The organism is Streptomyces qinglanensis, from assembly GCF_900111245.1.
Taxonomy (GTDB): domain Bacteria; phylum Actinomycetota; class Actinomycetes; order Streptomycetales; family Streptomycetaceae; genus Streptomyces; species Streptomyces qinglanensis.
This window is the reverse complement of the sequence record NZ_FOGO01000014.1, coordinates 128,116-142,845: the sequence shown is the minus strand read 5'-3', so window position 1 is coordinate 142,845 and position 14,730 is coordinate 128,116. Positions and strand designations below refer to the sequence as shown.

Annotated in this window: 13 protein-coding genes and 1 pseudogene; 8 read left to right on the top strand and 6 right to left on the bottom strand. The window is 75.0% G+C overall.

Annotated features, from left to right (window positions below):
• The first annotated feature begins 195 nt into the window (after positions 1-195).
• From BMX65_RS25465 to BMX65_RS33025, 4 genes are all read left to right on the top strand, one after another.
• A complete protein-coding gene (locus BMX65_RS25465) occupies positions 196-1,335 on the top strand; it encodes a lipid-transfer protein (protein ID WP_075002680.1) in 1,140 nt (379 codons plus the stop codon).
• Between the two features lie 6 nt (positions 1,336-1,341).
• Positions 1,342-1,827 (top strand): Zn-ribbon domain-containing OB-fold protein, encoded by a 486-nt coding sequence (locus tag BMX65_RS25460; RefSeq protein ID WP_075002679.1) that lies wholly within the window; start codon positions 1,342-1,344, stop codon positions 1,825-1,827.
• A complete protein-coding gene (locus BMX65_RS25455) occupies positions 1,824-2,606 on the top strand; it encodes an enoyl-CoA hydratase/isomerase family protein (RefSeq protein ID WP_075002678.1) in 783 nt (260 codons plus the stop codon). Before BMX65_RS25460 ends, BMX65_RS25455 begins: the two co-directional genes overlap by 4 nt.
• 240 nt (positions 2,607-2,846) lie before the next feature.
• The gene (locus BMX65_RS33025; RefSeq protein ID WP_162637690.1) at positions 2,847-3,005 is read left to right on the top strand and encodes a hypothetical protein; all 159 of its coding nucleotides are present in this window, start codon (positions 2,847-2,849) and stop codon (positions 3,003-3,005) included.
• Between the two features lie 72 nt (positions 3,006-3,077).
• On the opposite strand, the gene BMX65_RS25445 is transcribed toward BMX65_RS33025, so the two are convergent.
• Entirely contained in the window at positions 3,078-3,635 is a 558-nt protein-coding gene (locus BMX65_RS25445; RefSeq protein WP_075002676.1) for a hypothetical protein, read from the bottom strand.
• A gap of 221 nt (positions 3,636-3,856) precedes the next feature.
• Between BMX65_RS25445 and BMX65_RS25440 the strand changes: the two genes are divergently transcribed.
• Positions 3,857-4,753, top strand: a complete 897-nt coding sequence (locus BMX65_RS25440) for a Trp biosynthesis-associated membrane protein (protein WP_075002675.1) — start codon at positions 3,857-3,859, stop codon at positions 4,751-4,753.
• 108 nt (positions 4,754-4,861) lie between these two features.
• Here the strand turns inward: BMX65_RS25440 and BMX65_RS25435 are convergent, their stop codons facing one another.
• Positions 4,862-7,720: a serine/threonine-protein kinase gene (locus BMX65_RS25435; protein WP_075002674.1), complete on the bottom strand. Its 2,859-nt coding sequence runs from the start codon at positions 7,718-7,720 to the stop codon at positions 4,862-4,864.
• 306 nt (positions 7,721-8,026) lie between these two features.
• Between BMX65_RS25435 and BMX65_RS25430 the strand changes: the two genes are divergently transcribed.
• Positions 8,027-8,674: a TetR family transcriptional regulator gene (locus BMX65_RS25430; protein WP_075002673.1), complete on the top strand. Its 648-nt coding sequence runs from the start codon at positions 8,027-8,029 to the stop codon at positions 8,672-8,674.
• A 249-nt stretch (positions 8,675-8,923) separates the two neighbouring features.
• Here the strand turns inward: BMX65_RS25430 and BMX65_RS25425 are convergent.
• Positions 8,924-9,400, bottom strand: a pseudogene (locus BMX65_RS25425) (nitroreductase/quinone reductase family protein); the annotation flags it as partial.
• Entirely contained in the window at positions 9,400-10,749 is a 1,350-nt protein-coding gene (locus BMX65_RS25420; protein WP_075002672.1) for an acyl-CoA dehydrogenase family protein, read from the bottom strand. The pseudogene BMX65_RS25425 and the gene BMX65_RS25420, both read right to left, overlap by 1 nt.
• A 151-nt stretch (positions 10,750-10,900) precedes the next feature.
• Here BMX65_RS25420 and BMX65_RS25415 point away from each other — a divergent pair, with 151 nt between their 5' ends.
• On the top strand, positions 10,901-12,094 hold the full coding sequence (locus BMX65_RS25415) for a thiolase C-terminal domain-containing protein (RefSeq protein ID WP_075002671.1): 1,194 nt from the start codon (positions 10,901-10,903) through the stop codon (positions 12,092-12,094).
• A gap of 46 nt (positions 12,095-12,140) precedes the next feature.
• Here the strand turns inward: BMX65_RS25415 and BMX65_RS25410 are convergent, their stop codons facing one another.
• Together BMX65_RS25410 and BMX65_RS25405 are read right to left on the bottom strand one after the other, a co-directional pair.
• Positions 12,141-12,629, bottom strand: coding sequence for a GNAT family N-acetyltransferase (locus BMX65_RS25410; RefSeq protein ID WP_079172076.1), 489 nt, complete (start codon positions 12,627-12,629; stop codon positions 12,141-12,143).
• Positions 12,630-12,685: 56 nt separating this feature from the next.
• Positions 12,686-13,222 carry a Zn-ribbon domain-containing OB-fold protein gene (locus tag BMX65_RS25405; RefSeq protein WP_079172075.1) on the bottom strand — a complete coding sequence of 179 codons (537 nt, stop codon included), beginning with the start codon at positions 13,220-13,222 and terminating at the stop codon, positions 12,686-12,688.
• A gap of 173 nt (positions 13,223-13,395) precedes the next feature.
• On the opposite strand from BMX65_RS25405, the gene BMX65_RS25400 reads away from it, so the two are divergent.
• Complete coding sequence (locus BMX65_RS25400; RefSeq protein WP_177214346.1) at positions 13,396-14,565, top strand: flavin-containing monooxygenase; 1,170 nt, start codon at positions 13,396-13,398, stop codon at positions 14,563-14,565.
• Positions 14,566-14,730: the final 165 nt, after the last annotated feature.

The window sequence follows — 14,730 nt, the reverse complement described above, 5'->3', positions numbered from 1 at the left end:
CCCTGGTCGGATCGGGCCGGACCTTCCGGTGCCGGAGCCGGTGCCGGGCCGCGGCGGGCGGTCCGCCGCGGCCCGGCACCGGCACACCCAGCACCTGACACATCGTCAGATTAGCGGTAGCCTCCCGCACTGTCAGCACCGGAGACGCCAGGGGTACGCCCACGAGGGCCGCCCACGCACAGCCGGGAGGACGCCATGAAGGACGCCGCGGCGATCGTCGGCATCGGCCGGACGCCGTTCGCCAAGCAGCTCCCCGAATCCGAGAAGACCCTGGCCTGCCGCGCGATCCTGGCGGCGCTGGAGGACGCCGGTATCGCGCCCGCCGAGGTGGACGGGTTCGCCTCGTACACGATGGAGGAGACCGACGAGGTCGAGGTCGCCAAGTCCATCGGCGCGGGCGACGTGACGTTCTTCGCCAAGGCCGGCTACGGCGGCGGCGGATCCTGCGCCACCGTGGCACACCTGGCCGCCGCCGTGGCCACCGGCCAGGCCACGGTGGGCGTGGCCTGGCGCTCCCGCAAGCGCGGCTCCGGCGGCCGCCCCTGGCGGAACACCACCGTGCAGCTCCCCACTCCCGCGCAGTGGACCCGGCCCTTCGGGCTGCTGCGCCCGGCGGACGAGATCGCGATGCTCACCCGGCGCTACATGCACGAGTACGGCGCCACCCGCGACCACCTGTTCAACGTGGCGCTGGCGTGCCGCAACCGGGCCAACCAGAACCCCGCGGCGATGATGTACGAGCGGCCGCTGACCCGCGAGATGTACATGACCTCCCGCTGGATCAGCGAGCCGCTGTGCCTGTTCGACAACTGCCTGGAGACGGACGGCGCCCTGGCGTGCGTCGTGGTCTCGGCCGACCGCGCCCGCGACTGCCGCAGCAGACCCGTGTACGTGCACTCCGCCGCGCAGGGCCTGCCGGCGCAGCACCACGGAATGGTCAACTACTGGGCCGAGGACCCCCTGCGCGGCCCGGCCTGGACGGCGGCGCAGCAGCTCTGGAAGCACGCCGACCTGTGTCCACAGGATGTGGACGTCGCCCAGATCTACGACGCCTTCACCGCACTCGTCCCCCTCTCGCTGGAGGGGTACGGGTTCTGCGGGCGCGGCGAGGGCGCGGCCTTCACCGAGGGCGGCGCCCTGGAGATCGGCGGACGGCTGCCGCTGAACACCTCCGGCGGCGGGCTCAGCGAAGCGTACGTACACGGCTTCAACCTGATCACCGAGGGCGTCCGCCAACTGCGCGGCACCTCCACCGCCCAGGTGCCCGACGCCGCCACCTGCCTGGTCACGGCGGGCGAGGGCGTGCCCACCTCCGCACTGCTGCTGAGGAGTTGATTCCCGATGCCCGCGCGGACACCGCCGCCTGCGCCTTCTCCGGCGGAGACTGGCCTGCTGCTGCCGGTACCCGACGACGACGGAGCCCCGTTCTGGTCCTACGCCGCCGCGGGCGAACTGCGCGTCCAGGCGTGCGCCGGCTGCGGCACCCGGCGCTTCCCGCCCCGGCCGTGCTGCCCGCGCTGCCAGTCGTTCGACAGCGACTGGCAGCGGACGAGCGGCCGCGGCCGGATCTGGTCCTATGTGGTGGCCCATCCGCCGCTGCTGCCCGGGTACGCCGAGGCGGCCCCCTACAACGTCCTGGTGGTCGAACTCGCCGACGACCCGGCGATCCGGCTGGTGGGCAACCTGGTCGCGGCACCGGACGCACCGCTGGGCTCGGCACCCGGCGACAGGCTGCGTATCGGCGCACCGGTACGCGCCGTCTTCCGGGAACTGGGCGGCGGCGACCGGCGGATGACACTGCCGCGCTGGGTGCTGGAGCGGCCATGAGCATCCGCGTCGCACGGCAGGACGGCATCGCCGTGGTCACGCTGGACCGTCCGGAGAAGCACAACGCGCTCGACCTGGCCGACGCCCGCGCGCTCACCGGCGTCTGGCGCGATCTGCGCACGGACGAGTCGGTGCGGGCCGCGGTGGTGACCGGAGCGGGCGGCCGGGCCTTCTGCACCGGCATCGACCGGGCCGCCGCCGAGGCGGAGGACGCGGTCCCGCAGCCGCACGCCCCCTTCGCGATCGAGGACCCGCTGCTGTCGATCGGGCCGAAGAGCTGCGACCTGTGGGTCCCGGTCGTCGCCGCCGTGGAGGGCATGGCCTGCGGCGGTGCCTTCTACCTGTTGAGCGAGGTGGAGTTCCTCGTCGCCACCGAGGAGTCCGCCTTCTTCGACCCGCACACCAGCTACGGCATGGTCGGCGCCTACGAGGCGATGGGGATGGCGCAGCGGATGCCGTTCGGCGAGGTCGCGCGGATGGCGCTGATGGGCGCCGCGGAGCGGATCTCCGGACGCCGCGCCTACGAGACCGGGCTCGTCTCCGAACTCGCGCCCGTCGGCGGGGCGCTGGCCGCGGCGCTGGAGTGCGCCCGGGTGCTGGCCCGGCACCCCGCCACGGCCGTACAGGGCACGGTGCGTGCGGTGTGGGCCGCGAAGGAGGCGGCCCGCAACCAGGCGATGGCCCAGGCCCCGCCCCTGATCGCACTCGGCAACCTGCCGCCGCGGCAGCAGGCCGCGCTGTTCCGCGAGCGCGGCAGGGGCGCCTTCCGCACCCGCTAGCGGTGTGGTCCGGGACCTCTTGCCGATACGGCGTCCGAGGGACGGACCGCTCGGACCGCTCGGACCGCTCGGACCGCTGAGGCAACCGGCCGACGGGCGCCGGGTTCTGGGCGCCGGGCGCCGGGCGCCGGGCTCCGGGCTCCGGGAGGGGGGCGCGGCGCGGCCCGGCAAGGTGCGGGCGGCCGAGACTGCCGGGTGCGGCCCCCGACAGCGGCGGCTCGCACCTTCTACTGTTCCGGCATGCACAAGCGCGACCACGAGCCCGTCTTCATCCGCAGCCGCTGGGGAACCAGCCGGTATGTGTACAACCCGAACAACCCGGTCGGCCTCGCCCTGATCGTCATCACGGTGTTCGTCGTCCTGGGCAGCCTGTTCCTGTTGGGGCGCTCCACTCCCTGAGTGGCGTCGCCCCCGGCACCGGTGGCCCCGGAGGCCGGTGCCCGGGGGCGGTCGCCCCCGGCACCGGCCGGTTCAGGAGACCGAGGTGACCTCGCAGTCGCGGACCTTGGACAGCTGGTCGGGGTGGTCCATCGGCACCTGGACCGTCTTGCTGCGGCCGGGGCGCACCACGGCGATGGCCGAGCCCGTGTCGACGATCTGGCGGTTGCCGTCGCGGAAGGCCACCTCGACGTCGAAGGTGCCGTTGCTCCCACCGGAGTTGCGGACCCGCACGGTGGCGCCGGGCTCGTCCCGGTTCTTCAGCTTCTTCCCCTTGGCCGCGGCGCACTCGGTGACGGTGCCCGAGCCCCTGGCCCGGTCCTGGCGGGAGCTGCTGGAGCTGCCGGAGGTGGTGGTGCCGTAGCTGTCGTCGCTGTCGTAGTCGTTGTCGTAGTCGTTGTCGTAGTGGCTGGAGCTGTGGCTGCTGGACTTCTTGCTGCTGCAACCGCCGCCGCCGTGCCCGCTGCGGCTCTTGCTGTGGCTCTTGCTGCCGCCGCGGCCGCCCGAGGAACGGGCGGGGCTGAAGCCGCTCAACGCGACCAGCACGAGCGTGACGGCGGCGATCAGCTTGAGGTGACGCATCCGCTTCATTGGGACTCCCCCGAGACGTCGTTCCGCGACGGTCGGTGCGCGCCGCGGCACACGGCACCCAGGGCGCGACGCACCCGCTGGGCAGTTGTCGCGTGCAGTACAACTCCTATCATCGGCTCAGGACGCGCGCAGTGGCGAGGGGGTTCCGGGCGGCGTAGCGTCGGATGTGGATCACGCACCCGTGCGGCGCCGGGAGCGGCGCCGGAAAGCGAGGCGAGACCATGATCCGGAACTTTCTCGGGTCCCTGCTCGCCCTCATCGGAGCGGCGGCCGCCGTATACAGCCCCTTCCGACCGTGGTACGACGGCCGCCTCGGGCGTGATTTCCGCATCGACGACCTCTTCACGGGGACCGGCGTCACCAGCGCCGGTGCGGCCCTGTTCACCGGGCTGTTCGTGCTGATGCTGGTCGTGGCGGTGATCGCCGTGCTCGGCGTGCTGCTGCGTTCGCGGCTGACCGTGGCGCTGGCGGGCGTGCTGGGCCTGGCGGTCACCGTCCTGTGGATGGTGCGGCAGGGGCAGGCCGCCGGAAGCCTCTCCGCAGGCAACACCGGCGGGCTCGCCTCCGGGGCCTGGCTCGCCCTGGGCGGCGGATTCCTGCTGCTGCTCGCCGGGGCCCTGATGACGGGCCGCCGCACCGCGGCCCGGCGGCGGCACGCGGCGGAACCGGGGGCCGCGGCCCCGCCCTTCCACGGGGCACCGGACCGCACCGAGGACACTCTGGAGCAGCCGTTCGTGGGCCCCCCGCCGCCGGAGCGGCCCTACGCCGATCCCCGGTGGCAGCAGCCCCCGCCGGGACCGGGCGCGGGCGGGCCCCCTCCGCCGCCACAGGGGTACCCGGGGCCGCCGCCACCCGAGCCGGGGGCACCGCCGCCGCAGCAACCGTACGGCGGGCCCCGGCAGATGCACACGGAGCCGCCGCTGCCCGAGAGGCCCGAGCCCTACCAGCCGCAGCCCGGTACCCAGGGAGCTCCGCTGGACGAGCCGTACGAGCGGCGGCCCGAGGGCGCGGGGCCGCCTTCCGGGAGCCGACGGTCCGGCAACCCCGGCAACCCCGGCAACCCCGGCAACCCCGACGATGAAGACACCTGGCCGCACCGCGGGCGGGACGCGGCCTGAGCACACCCCCACCCCGCTGCCGGCCCCTTCCCCGGACGCGCCACAGCGTGCGCCCGGGGAAGGGGCCGGCGGACATGCGCCCGGGGCCCGGACCGGCAGGAGCGGAGCTCAGGCGGAGTGCCGGGCCTGGCCGGTGCCCTTCGTGGCGTCCAGCGCGTAGACGCAGCGGTCCTTGCTGCACGCGTACACCACCCCGCCGACGGCCACCGGCGAGCCGGTGATCTCGCCGCCGGTCGCCAGCTTCCAGCGGAGCTGCCCGCCCACCGCGTCGACGGTGTAGAGGCAGTGGTCGGCGGAGCCGAAGTGCACCCGCCCGTCGGCGACGACGGGGGCACCCACCACGTCGGCGCCGGTCGCGAAACGCCAGCGGGGCGTCCCGCTCACCGCGTCCAGCGTGTACAGGGCGCTGCCGCTGCCGAGGTGCACCAGCCCGTCCGCGGTGACGACCGGCTCGGTCGAGTGCCGCGGCTCGGTGGCGATCCGCCAGCGGTCGTGGCCGGTACCGGAGTCCAGCGCGTAGACGGTGCCGAGGTAGTCGGCGAGGTAGATGCCCCCGCCCGTCACCCCGGGGCCCGGTACGAACGCGGGCGGGCACAGGAAGGCGGCCGGGGCGTCGAACCGCCAGCGCTCGCGCCCGGTCGCGGCGTCCAGCGCGAACACCCGGGAGCCCGCACACACGTACAGGGTTCCGTCCGGCGCCGACGTCACCCGCACGGGGACCCCGCCCGTGGCGGAGGCGTCGCCCACCGGGTAGGACCAGCGCTCCGCGCCGGTCCGCGCCTCCAGCACGTACAGCCGTCCGTCGGCCCAGGTGCAGACGGCGCCGTCGGCGATGACCGGTCCCGCCTCCGGGGTCTCGAAGTCGGCCTGCGCGCCCGTCAGCTCCCACAGCTTCTCGCCGCTGGCGGCCTCCCACGCCTGGACCCCGCCGCCACGGGTACCGGTGACCACGGTGCCGCGGGCGACCTGGAGCGAGTAGACCCAGCCGTCGGTGGCCAGCCGCCACCGCTCGGAGCCGTCGGTGGCGTCCAGCGCGTACAGGCTGGGCCCGTCCGAGGCGTGCACCCGGCCCCCGGAGACCGCCATCGACCAGGCGACCTCCCGGGTCTTGAACTGCCTGCGCCCGCTCGCCACGTCCAGCGCGTGCACCTCGAAGGAGGTCACGTACACCAGCTCGTCGGCGACCACGGGCGAGCCCCACACGTCGTTCGACATCCGGAACCGCCACGGACGCCAGCGCTGCGGGCCACCGGGCTGCGGGCCGCCGGCCTGGCCCGGCCCCGCGGGCGGCGGCGACTGCGGCACCCCGGAGTGCTGCGGGAGCGGCGGACCGGTGGGCGGGGGCACGGCGGACGGCTGACCCGGACCGTGGTCGGCGTTCCCGGCGTGCCGCGGACCGGGAGTCCCGTAGGGGCGGGCCAGCGGGTGCGGAGCGGACGGTGCCGGGGCTGCCGGTTCGGCGGACGACAGCGACGGCACCGCCGCCGAAGCGGGCCTGGGCGGCTGCTGCGCATACGGCTGGGCGGCCTGCGCGCCGTCCTGGCCGGCGGGCGGACGCACCCAGCCGGAGGTGGCGGCCGCCTCGGCGTCCCGGCCGGTCTCGTCCGGACGCCGCGGTCCGGGTCCGATCGGCACCTGCGCGCCGGGCAACTGCACGGACCCGGCACCGGGGGTTCCGGGCTGGGCGGCGGGACGCGAGACGACCGGCCCCGCGTCCGGGGCCGCTCCCGGTGAGGAGCCGGACACCGGGCCCGGCACCCCGTCGGGTGCGGACCCGCCCTCGGCGCCGGACGGCCCGGTGGCGGAGCCGACGGCAGGCGGCCCGGGCGGGATGCCCTGGTCCCACTCCGCGACGGCGGCACCGGGCCCCCCTGGTCCGGAGGCGGCGGGGTCCTGTCCGGAGGCCGCGCGTCCGGCGGCCGGGGGCCCGCCGGGGCCCACGGACCCCAGGGCCGAGCCTCCGGCGGCGGCCGCGGCACCCGGTCCGCCCCCGGCCGCGCCGGGCCCGGACCCGACGGCTGCTCCGGCGGCTGCTCCGTCGGCCGCGACCGCGTGCTGCCGCCGCATCGTGCGGCCGCCTCTGCGGCGCTCGATCAGCGAGACGGCCGTGGACGGCAGCCATGCCGACACCGTGCCGCTGTCGTCGCTCCCCGCGCCGAAGAGGTGCGGGGCGAGTTGCGCCTGCAGATCGGCGGGCGTGGGCCGCTCCTCGGCGGCCATCCGCATACAGGAGTCGATCAGCGGCCGCAGCGCCTCCGGCAGCCCCTCCAGGTCGGGACCCTCGCGCAGCAGCATGAAGACCGTCTCCACCGGGTTGGCGCCGTGGAAGGGCGCGTGGCCGGTGGCGGCGAAGACGAGGGTGGAGGCGAGCGAGAAGATGTCGCTGGCCCCGGTGACGCTGCGGGAGTCCCGCGCCTGCTCGGGCGACATGTAGGCGGGCGTGCCCACGGCGACGTTCGTCATGGTCAGCCGGGTGTTGGAGACCCCCGAGGCGATGCCGAAGTCGATGACGCGGGGGCCGTCCTCCAGCACCAGCACGTTGGACGGCTTGAGGTCGCGGTGCACCAGGCCGGCGCCGTGGATGGACTGGAGTGCCTCGGCGACCCCCGCCGCCAGCCAGCGCACGGCCTGCACCGGTACCGGTCCGCACTCGGTGACTATTTCCTCCAGGGAGGGCGCGGGCACATAGGCGGTGGCCAGCCACGGCACGGCGGCGCGCGGGTCGGCGTCCACGACGGCGGCGGTGTAGAAGCCGCTCACGGCACGGGCCGCCTCGACCTCGCGGGTGAAACGCACCCGGAAGAGCTGGTCCTCGGCCAGCTCGGTGCGCACCGTCTTGATCGCGACCCGGCGGCCGGACGCCGAGCGGGCGAGGTAGACCAGCCCCATACCGCCGGAGCCGAGACGGCCCAACACCTCGAACGGGCCGATCCGCCGCGGATCGTGCTGTGTGAGCTGCTCCACCACTTGTCCTGCCACCTCCCCGTAGGGGCCGTAAAATCTGCCCGTTCCCACCCCGTGCAGCCTCTCACTGCCGTGCCGGACCTGGCGGTCCGGACGCTGATTCTTCCTGGCGAACGCGCCGGTTGCGAACCCGGGGGCGGCACGTACGTGTCGCCGCAGGCGGACAAAGCCCCGGATGGGCCGGAGAATCCGACGTGCTCCCTCGGACGAGTATCACCCCGATTGCCCTCACCCCCGCCGGAGAAGTGAGCACACCCCGTTTGCCCGCTGACGAATCGCGGGCCGATCACCCCTCGGTAAGCTGACGGCATGACAGGACAAGTGCGAACCGTCGACGGCCGGGTGGCCGGACGCCGCGGTCAGGCGACACGGCAGAAGCTGCTCGACTGCCTCAGCGAGATGCTCAGCTCCTCGCCCTACCGCGACGTCAAGGTCATCGACGTGGCCCGGAGAGCAGGCACCTCTCCGGCGACCTTCTACCAGTACTTCCCCGATGTCGAGGGCGCCGTCCTGGAGATCGCGGAAGCCATGGCCAAGGAGGGCGCGGCCCTCACCGACCTGGTGGCCGGGCGCTCCTGGACCGGCAAGGCGGGCCGGCAGACGGCCGAGGACCTGGTCGAGGGCTTCCTGGGGTTCTGGCGCAAGAACGACGCGATCCTGCGGGTGGTCGACCTGGGCGCCGCCGAGGGCGACAAGCGGTTCTACAAGATCCGCATGAAGGTCCTCAACTCGGTGAACAACTCCCTCGCCGACGCGATCAAGGACCTCCAGTCCCGGGGCAGGGTCGACAAGGAGGTCAACGCCGCCGCGGTGGCGGGCTCCCTGGTCGCCATGCTGGCCTCGGTCGCCGGGCACCAGAAGGGCTTCCAGAGCTGGGGCGTCAAACAGGCGGAGCTGAAGCCGAGCCTGGCCCTGCTGGTCCACCTCGGGGTGACGGGCAAGAAGCCCGCCAAGTAGCCGCCCCGGCCGCTCCCCCGGCAACCACCGGCCCCGTCACCGGCCTTCGGGCTCCCGGCCTCCGGCCCCACGGTGTCCGGGCTCATGGGCCGCGGATTTCCCGCGTCCGCGCTCCTGACCTCGGGACGCGCGACTTCCGGGTTCCTGGCCTCCGGGCTCCTGGCCTCCGGGCGCAGGGCCTCCGGGTTCCTGACCTCCGGGCGCAGGACCTACGGGCGCACGGCCTCCGGGCTCCTGCCTTCCGGGAACACGGCGTTCGAGCCGGAAGATGCGGATCCGGCGCTCCGTCCGGGACTGGTACGCGGCGTACGGCGGCCAGAACCGCAGCAGCTCCCGCCACGCCCGCTCCCGTTCGTCCCCCTCCAACTGCCGCGCCCGCACCGGGATGTCCCGCCCCCGGTAGCTGATCCACGCCTCCGGGTTCCTGCGCAGATTGCCGCTCCAGGCAGGATGGCCGGGCCTGCCGAAGTTGCTGCCCGCCAGCAGCCAGCTCCCCCGCCCCTCCTCGGGCAGGCACGCCAGGGGTGTGCGCCGCGGCTGCCCGCTCCTGGCCCCCGTCGAGGTCAGTACGACACCGGGCAGCAGCCGGGTGCTGAGCATGGTCCGCCCGCCGGACAGGCGGTGCACGGCCCGGTCCAGCGCGGGGATCACATACGGTGCGATCCGGGCGAAGGCCCTGGTCGACGAGGCCCTCCGGATCAGCTTCACGGTACCGGACCCGGCCATCAGACAGCCGCCGCCGACGACGCGCACACCCTCGCACGCGGCCCGAACAGCGCCGCGCGGTCCGCGGCGTGCGCCCGCAGCCGGTGCACAGGCCCGAACAGCAACTCGTCGCCCGCCGCGCGCTTGAAGTAGAGGTGCGCCACGTGTTCCCAGGTGAACCCGATCCCGCCGTGCAGCTGCACGGCCTCGGCCGCGGCCAGCCGCTGCGTCTCCAGCGCCTGCGCCAGCGCCAGCGCGCTCACCGTCGCCGGATCGTCGCCCGCCGCGCCGCCGGGCGGACCGTCGGCGACCCGGGCAGCCTGCGCAAGCCGGTCGGCGCCGTCGGCCAGGCCAGTACTGTCGGCCAGGCCAATGCCGTCGGCCTGCGCGGCCGTCCATGCCGCGTAGTACGCGGCCGAGCGCGCTGCCTGGACCTGCACGTACACGTCCGCCAGCCGGTGCCGCACCGCCTGGAACGAGCCGATGGGTCGCCCGAACTGCTCCCGCAGCTTGACGTACTCGACGGTACGGGTGAGCGCGCCGTCCGCGGCGCCCACCGCCTCGGCGGCCAGCACCGCTGCGGCGCGCGGCCCGGCCGCCCGGAGCGCGGAGCACATGTCCCGGTCGGTACCGCCGCGGGCGCCGCTGCTGTCGCCGCCGTCGACGGGTCCGAGCGGGGCCGCCTCGACGTCGCGCAGTTGGATGCGGGCCGCCGGGCGCGTCTCGTCCAGCACGGTGTGCCGGGTGCGCACCAGGCCGGGCGCGTCACCGCGGACCAGGAACAGCGGCGTACGGCTGCGGGTGAAGCCGCCGGTGTGCGCGGCGACGAGCAGCAGCCCGGCGCTGTGCCCGCCGAGCACCTGCGCCACCTCCCCGTACAGCCGCCACCCGGCGTCCGTGCGGCGGGCCTGGACTCCGCCCGCGCGGCCGCCGCCCGCCCACTCCCGCGCGGAGCCGGTGAGTCCGAGGGCCGCCGCGAGTGCGCGGCCCGGGACGGCGAGGGTGGCGGTCAGTTCGCCGGAGGCGAGCAGCGGCAGCAGCCGGTCGCGCTGGGCGGTGCTGCCGTGCCCGGCCACGAGCGGGGCGGCGAGGACGGCGGTGGGCAGCAGTGGGGAGGGCAGCAGGGTGCGGCCTGCCTCCTCGAAGGCGAGCGCGAGTTCCAGGGTGCCGCATCCGGCGCCCCCGTACGTCTCGGGCAGCGCCAGGCCGGGCAGGCCGAGCTGCCGGGCGAGGATGTGCCACAGCGACGTGTCGTACCCCTCGGGGGCCTGCACGGCGGCCTTGACCTCCTCGGGCCCGCAGCGCCGTGCGAGGAGGTCCCGCACGGTGTGCCGGACGGCCTCCTGCTCCTCGGTGAACGCGGTGTCCATGGGCAGCGCCCCCTGCGGTTCGACGACGGCGGACTCGGACTCGATGACTGACGGAGCGTCATATTAGAGACCGGCGGACGGAATGCCCAGGGTCCGCGCACCCGGCACGGCCCCTGCCACCCGGCGCCGTATCTGATGTACCGTCAGTTTCATGCCGGTCGCCACCAGCCCGCATCACACCGCCCGCCGCGTCGCGGTCGCCGGGGTCGCGCTCTGCGACACGGGAGCACCGGACGCCGCAGCGACGCCGTACGCCCTGCACGCGCAGGCCGCCCGCCGCGCCCTGGCCGACGCCGGAGTCGACCGTTCCCAGGTGGACGGGCTCGCCTCGGCCGGGCTGGGCGCACTGGCCCCGGTGGACGTCGCCGAATACCTGGGGCTGCAGCCCACCTGGGTGGACTCCACCTCGGTGGGCGGCGCCACCTGGGAGGTGATGGCCGCGCACGCGGCGGACGCCATAGCCCAGCGGCGGGCAGACGCCGTGCTCCTCGTCTACGGCGCGACACCGCGCGCCGACCTCAAAGCCGGGCGCCGCACCGCCGACCTCTCCTTCGGCGCCCGCGGCCCCCTCCAGTTCGAGGTGCCCTACGGGCACACGCTCGTCGCCAAGTACGCGATGGCCGCCCGCCGGCACATGCACCAGTACGGCACCACCCTCGAACAGCTCGCCCAGGTCGCCGTGCAGGCCCGCGCCAACGCCGCGGCCAATCCCGAGGCGCTCCGCCGCGAGCCGATCACCGTGGCGGACGTGCTGTCGGGACCGCTGATCGCCGACCCGTTCACCAAGCTGCACTGCTGCGTGCGCACCGACGGAGGCTGCGCCGTGCTGCTCGTCGCCGAGGACCTGGTGCCCGACCTGGCCGCGGAACCGGTGTGGATCCTCGGCTCGGGCACCGCGGTCTCGCACACGACGATGTCCGAATGGGCGGACTTCACCGTCTCCCCCGCCGCCGTCTCCGGACCCGCCGCCTTCGCGCGGGCCGGAGTGACCCCGCAGGACATCGATCTGGCGGAGATCTACGACGCCTTCACCTACATGACCCTCGTGACGCTGGAGGACCTGGGCTTCTGCGCCAAGGGCGAGGGCGGCGCGTTCGTCGAGGGCGGGCGGCTGCTGCGGGAGGGTGCGCTGCCGGTGAACACCGACGGCGGCGGGCTGTCCGCCTGCCATCCGGGGATGCGCGGGCTGTTCCTGCTCGTCGAGGCGGTCCGGCAGCTCCGCGGCGAGGCCGGCGCCGGCCGGCAGGTCCGCCGGCGCGACGGGACACTGCCCGAACTGGCCGTCGCCTCGGGGACGGGCGGCTGGTTCTGCTCGTCCGGAACGGTGGTGCTGGGGCGCGGCTGAACCGGGCGGTCGTGCGGAACCGCCGGTGCCGATCCGTCGGCCGCCGCTAGAACCGCTGGTACATGATGTGCAGCCCCACATACCCGTGCCGGGGGTGCAGGAAGCCCTCCTCCAGGGTGGCGACGATCTCGAAGCCGAGCGACTTCCACAGCGCCACAGCGGCGGTGTTGGTCTCCACCACGGCGTTGAACTGCATCGCCCGGTAGCCCTCCCGCCTGGCCCACTCCAGCGCGTGCTCGCCCAGTGCCCGGCCGACGCCCTTGCCCGCGTGGTCCGGGTCGACCATGAAGCTCGCACTGGCGATGTGCGCGGCGCCGCCCATGTGGTTGGGGTTCATCTTGGCGGACCCGAGCACCGTTCCGTCGTCGTCCACGGCCACGACGGTGCGGCCGGGCGGCGGGAGCATCCAGGCGTCGCGGGCCGCGTCCTCGTCCATGTCGCGGGGGTAGGTGTAAGTCTCCCCCGCGGCGACGATGCGCAGGAGGAAAGGACGGATGGCGGGCCAGTCGGCCTCGGTGGCGGTTCGGATCTGCACCCGGCCAGCATGCGGCAGACACGGCCCTTCGCACCAGCGATTACCCTCGGGAGCGACTACTCCCCGGCGGGCCGGAAGACTGGCACGAGCAGCGGCCGGGCGCCCTCGCCACCCTCCATGCCCTCCATGCCCTTCGCGCCCTTCGCGCCCTTCGCGTCCCCGTCGCCGGGCGCGGTCGGGGCCGTCGGGGCCGTCAGGGCCGCGTCCACCGGCCGGAAGGCGACCCGCAGCGCCATCCCCGTCCGCAGTGCCTCCGGCGGGCAGTCCGTGACCTCCGTCATCATGCGCGGCCCCTCCGCGAGCTCGACCACAGCCGCCGCATACGGGACCCGGGCCGCGAAGGGCGGCAGGTCGTTGCGGTGGACGACGGACCAGGTGTAGAGGGTGGCCCGGCCGTCGGCCTCCTCCCAGTCGACGTCCGCACTCCAGCAGTGCGGGCAGAACTCGCGCGGATAGTGGTGCACCGCGCCGCAGCCCTCGGCGCGGCAGCGCCGCACCAGGAGCCGCCCCTCGGCGGCGGCCTGCCAGTACGGCGCGGTGAAGGCGTCGATGTCCGGCAGGTCGAACCGCTGCTGTGCTGCTGGTCCGCTCACGGAACCCCCTCGCACCGACGACGTGCCGCCGCGCCCGGGGCGCGGTCCGGGCGCGGTCGCCCGCGACAACTGACGGCACGTCAGTTGTAGGGCCTCCGGGCGCTCGCCCGCAAGACTTCCGGGTGCTCGTCCGCAAGAGCCGACGGGGCCACTCTAGGATTGTGGTCATGCCCATGTCCGACAGCGGCACACCCGTCCACATTCTCGGAGCCGGCCCCGGGGGCCTGGCCACCGCCGCGGCCCTGCGGGAGCGCGGCATCAGCTCCGTCGTACTGGAGCGGAGCGACGCCGTCGGCTCCTCCTGGCGCGGCCACTACGACCGGCTGCGCCTGCACACCACCCGGGCCCGGTCCGCACTCCCCGGGCTGCCCCTGCCCCGCGCGTACGGACGCTGGGTCGCCCGCGACGACGTGGTGCGCTACCTGGAGCAATACGCGGCGCACCACCGCATCGAACTGGCCACCGGGGTCGAGGTGCACAGGCTGGAGCGGGCCGACGACACGGAAGGCGCACCGGCCCCCGCGGGCGGCGCACGGTGGATCCTGCACGCCAACGGCGGACGGCGGCTGACCGCACCCGCCGTCGTCGTCGCGACCGGCTACAACCACACCCCCTACGTACCCTCCTGGCCCGGCCGCGACGACTTCACCGGGGAACTGCTGCACGCCTCCCATTACCGCTCCCCCGCGCCCTACGCCGGTCGCGACGTCCTGGTGGTGGGCGCGGGGAACACCGGCGCCGAGATAGCCGCAGACCTCGCCGAGGGCGGCGCCGGACGCGTCCGGCTGGCCGTGCGCACCCCTCCGCACATCCTCCGCCGCTCCACTCTCGGCTGGCCCTCGCAACTCGGCGCGATCCTGGGCCGGAGGCTGCCGGTGCGGCTCGGCGACGGGCTGGCCGCGCAGCTCGTCAGGATGTCCGGTCCGGACCTGACCCGGCACGGGCTGCCCCGCCCGGAGACGGGCCTCTACACCCGGGCCCGCCAGGGCGCGACCCCGGTACTGGACGTGGGGCTCGTGGCCGCGGTACGGCGCGGCAAGGTCGAGCCGGTGGCCGCCGTCGAGTCGTTCGACGGCGGCAAGGTGTCGCTCGTGGACGGTGAGACGCTCTCCCCCGAGGTGGTCGTCGCCGCCACCGGGTACCGGCGCGGCCTGGAGGACCTGGTCGGCCATCTGGGAGTGCTCGACTCCCGCGGCCTGCCCCGCGCACACGGCCGCCGCACCCACCCGGATGCGCCTGCCCTCTATTTCACGGGCTTCTCGAATCCGCTGAGCGGCACCCTGCGCGAACTGTCGCTGGACGCCGGCCGGATCGCCAGGGCCGTGGCGCGCGCCGCGCGCTGAGCGGAGAGCCGCAGGGCCCCGGCGGCGCCCAGGAGCCGATGCCCGCCGGGGACGCGCGCCCCGGGGCGCATCGGGCCACCGCGGCGGGGCTCGGGCCACCGGCCGAGCGACCGGCGACGACGGCCGCAACGGCAGCGGCGTCGCGCCGCTCGGGCCGACCGCCGC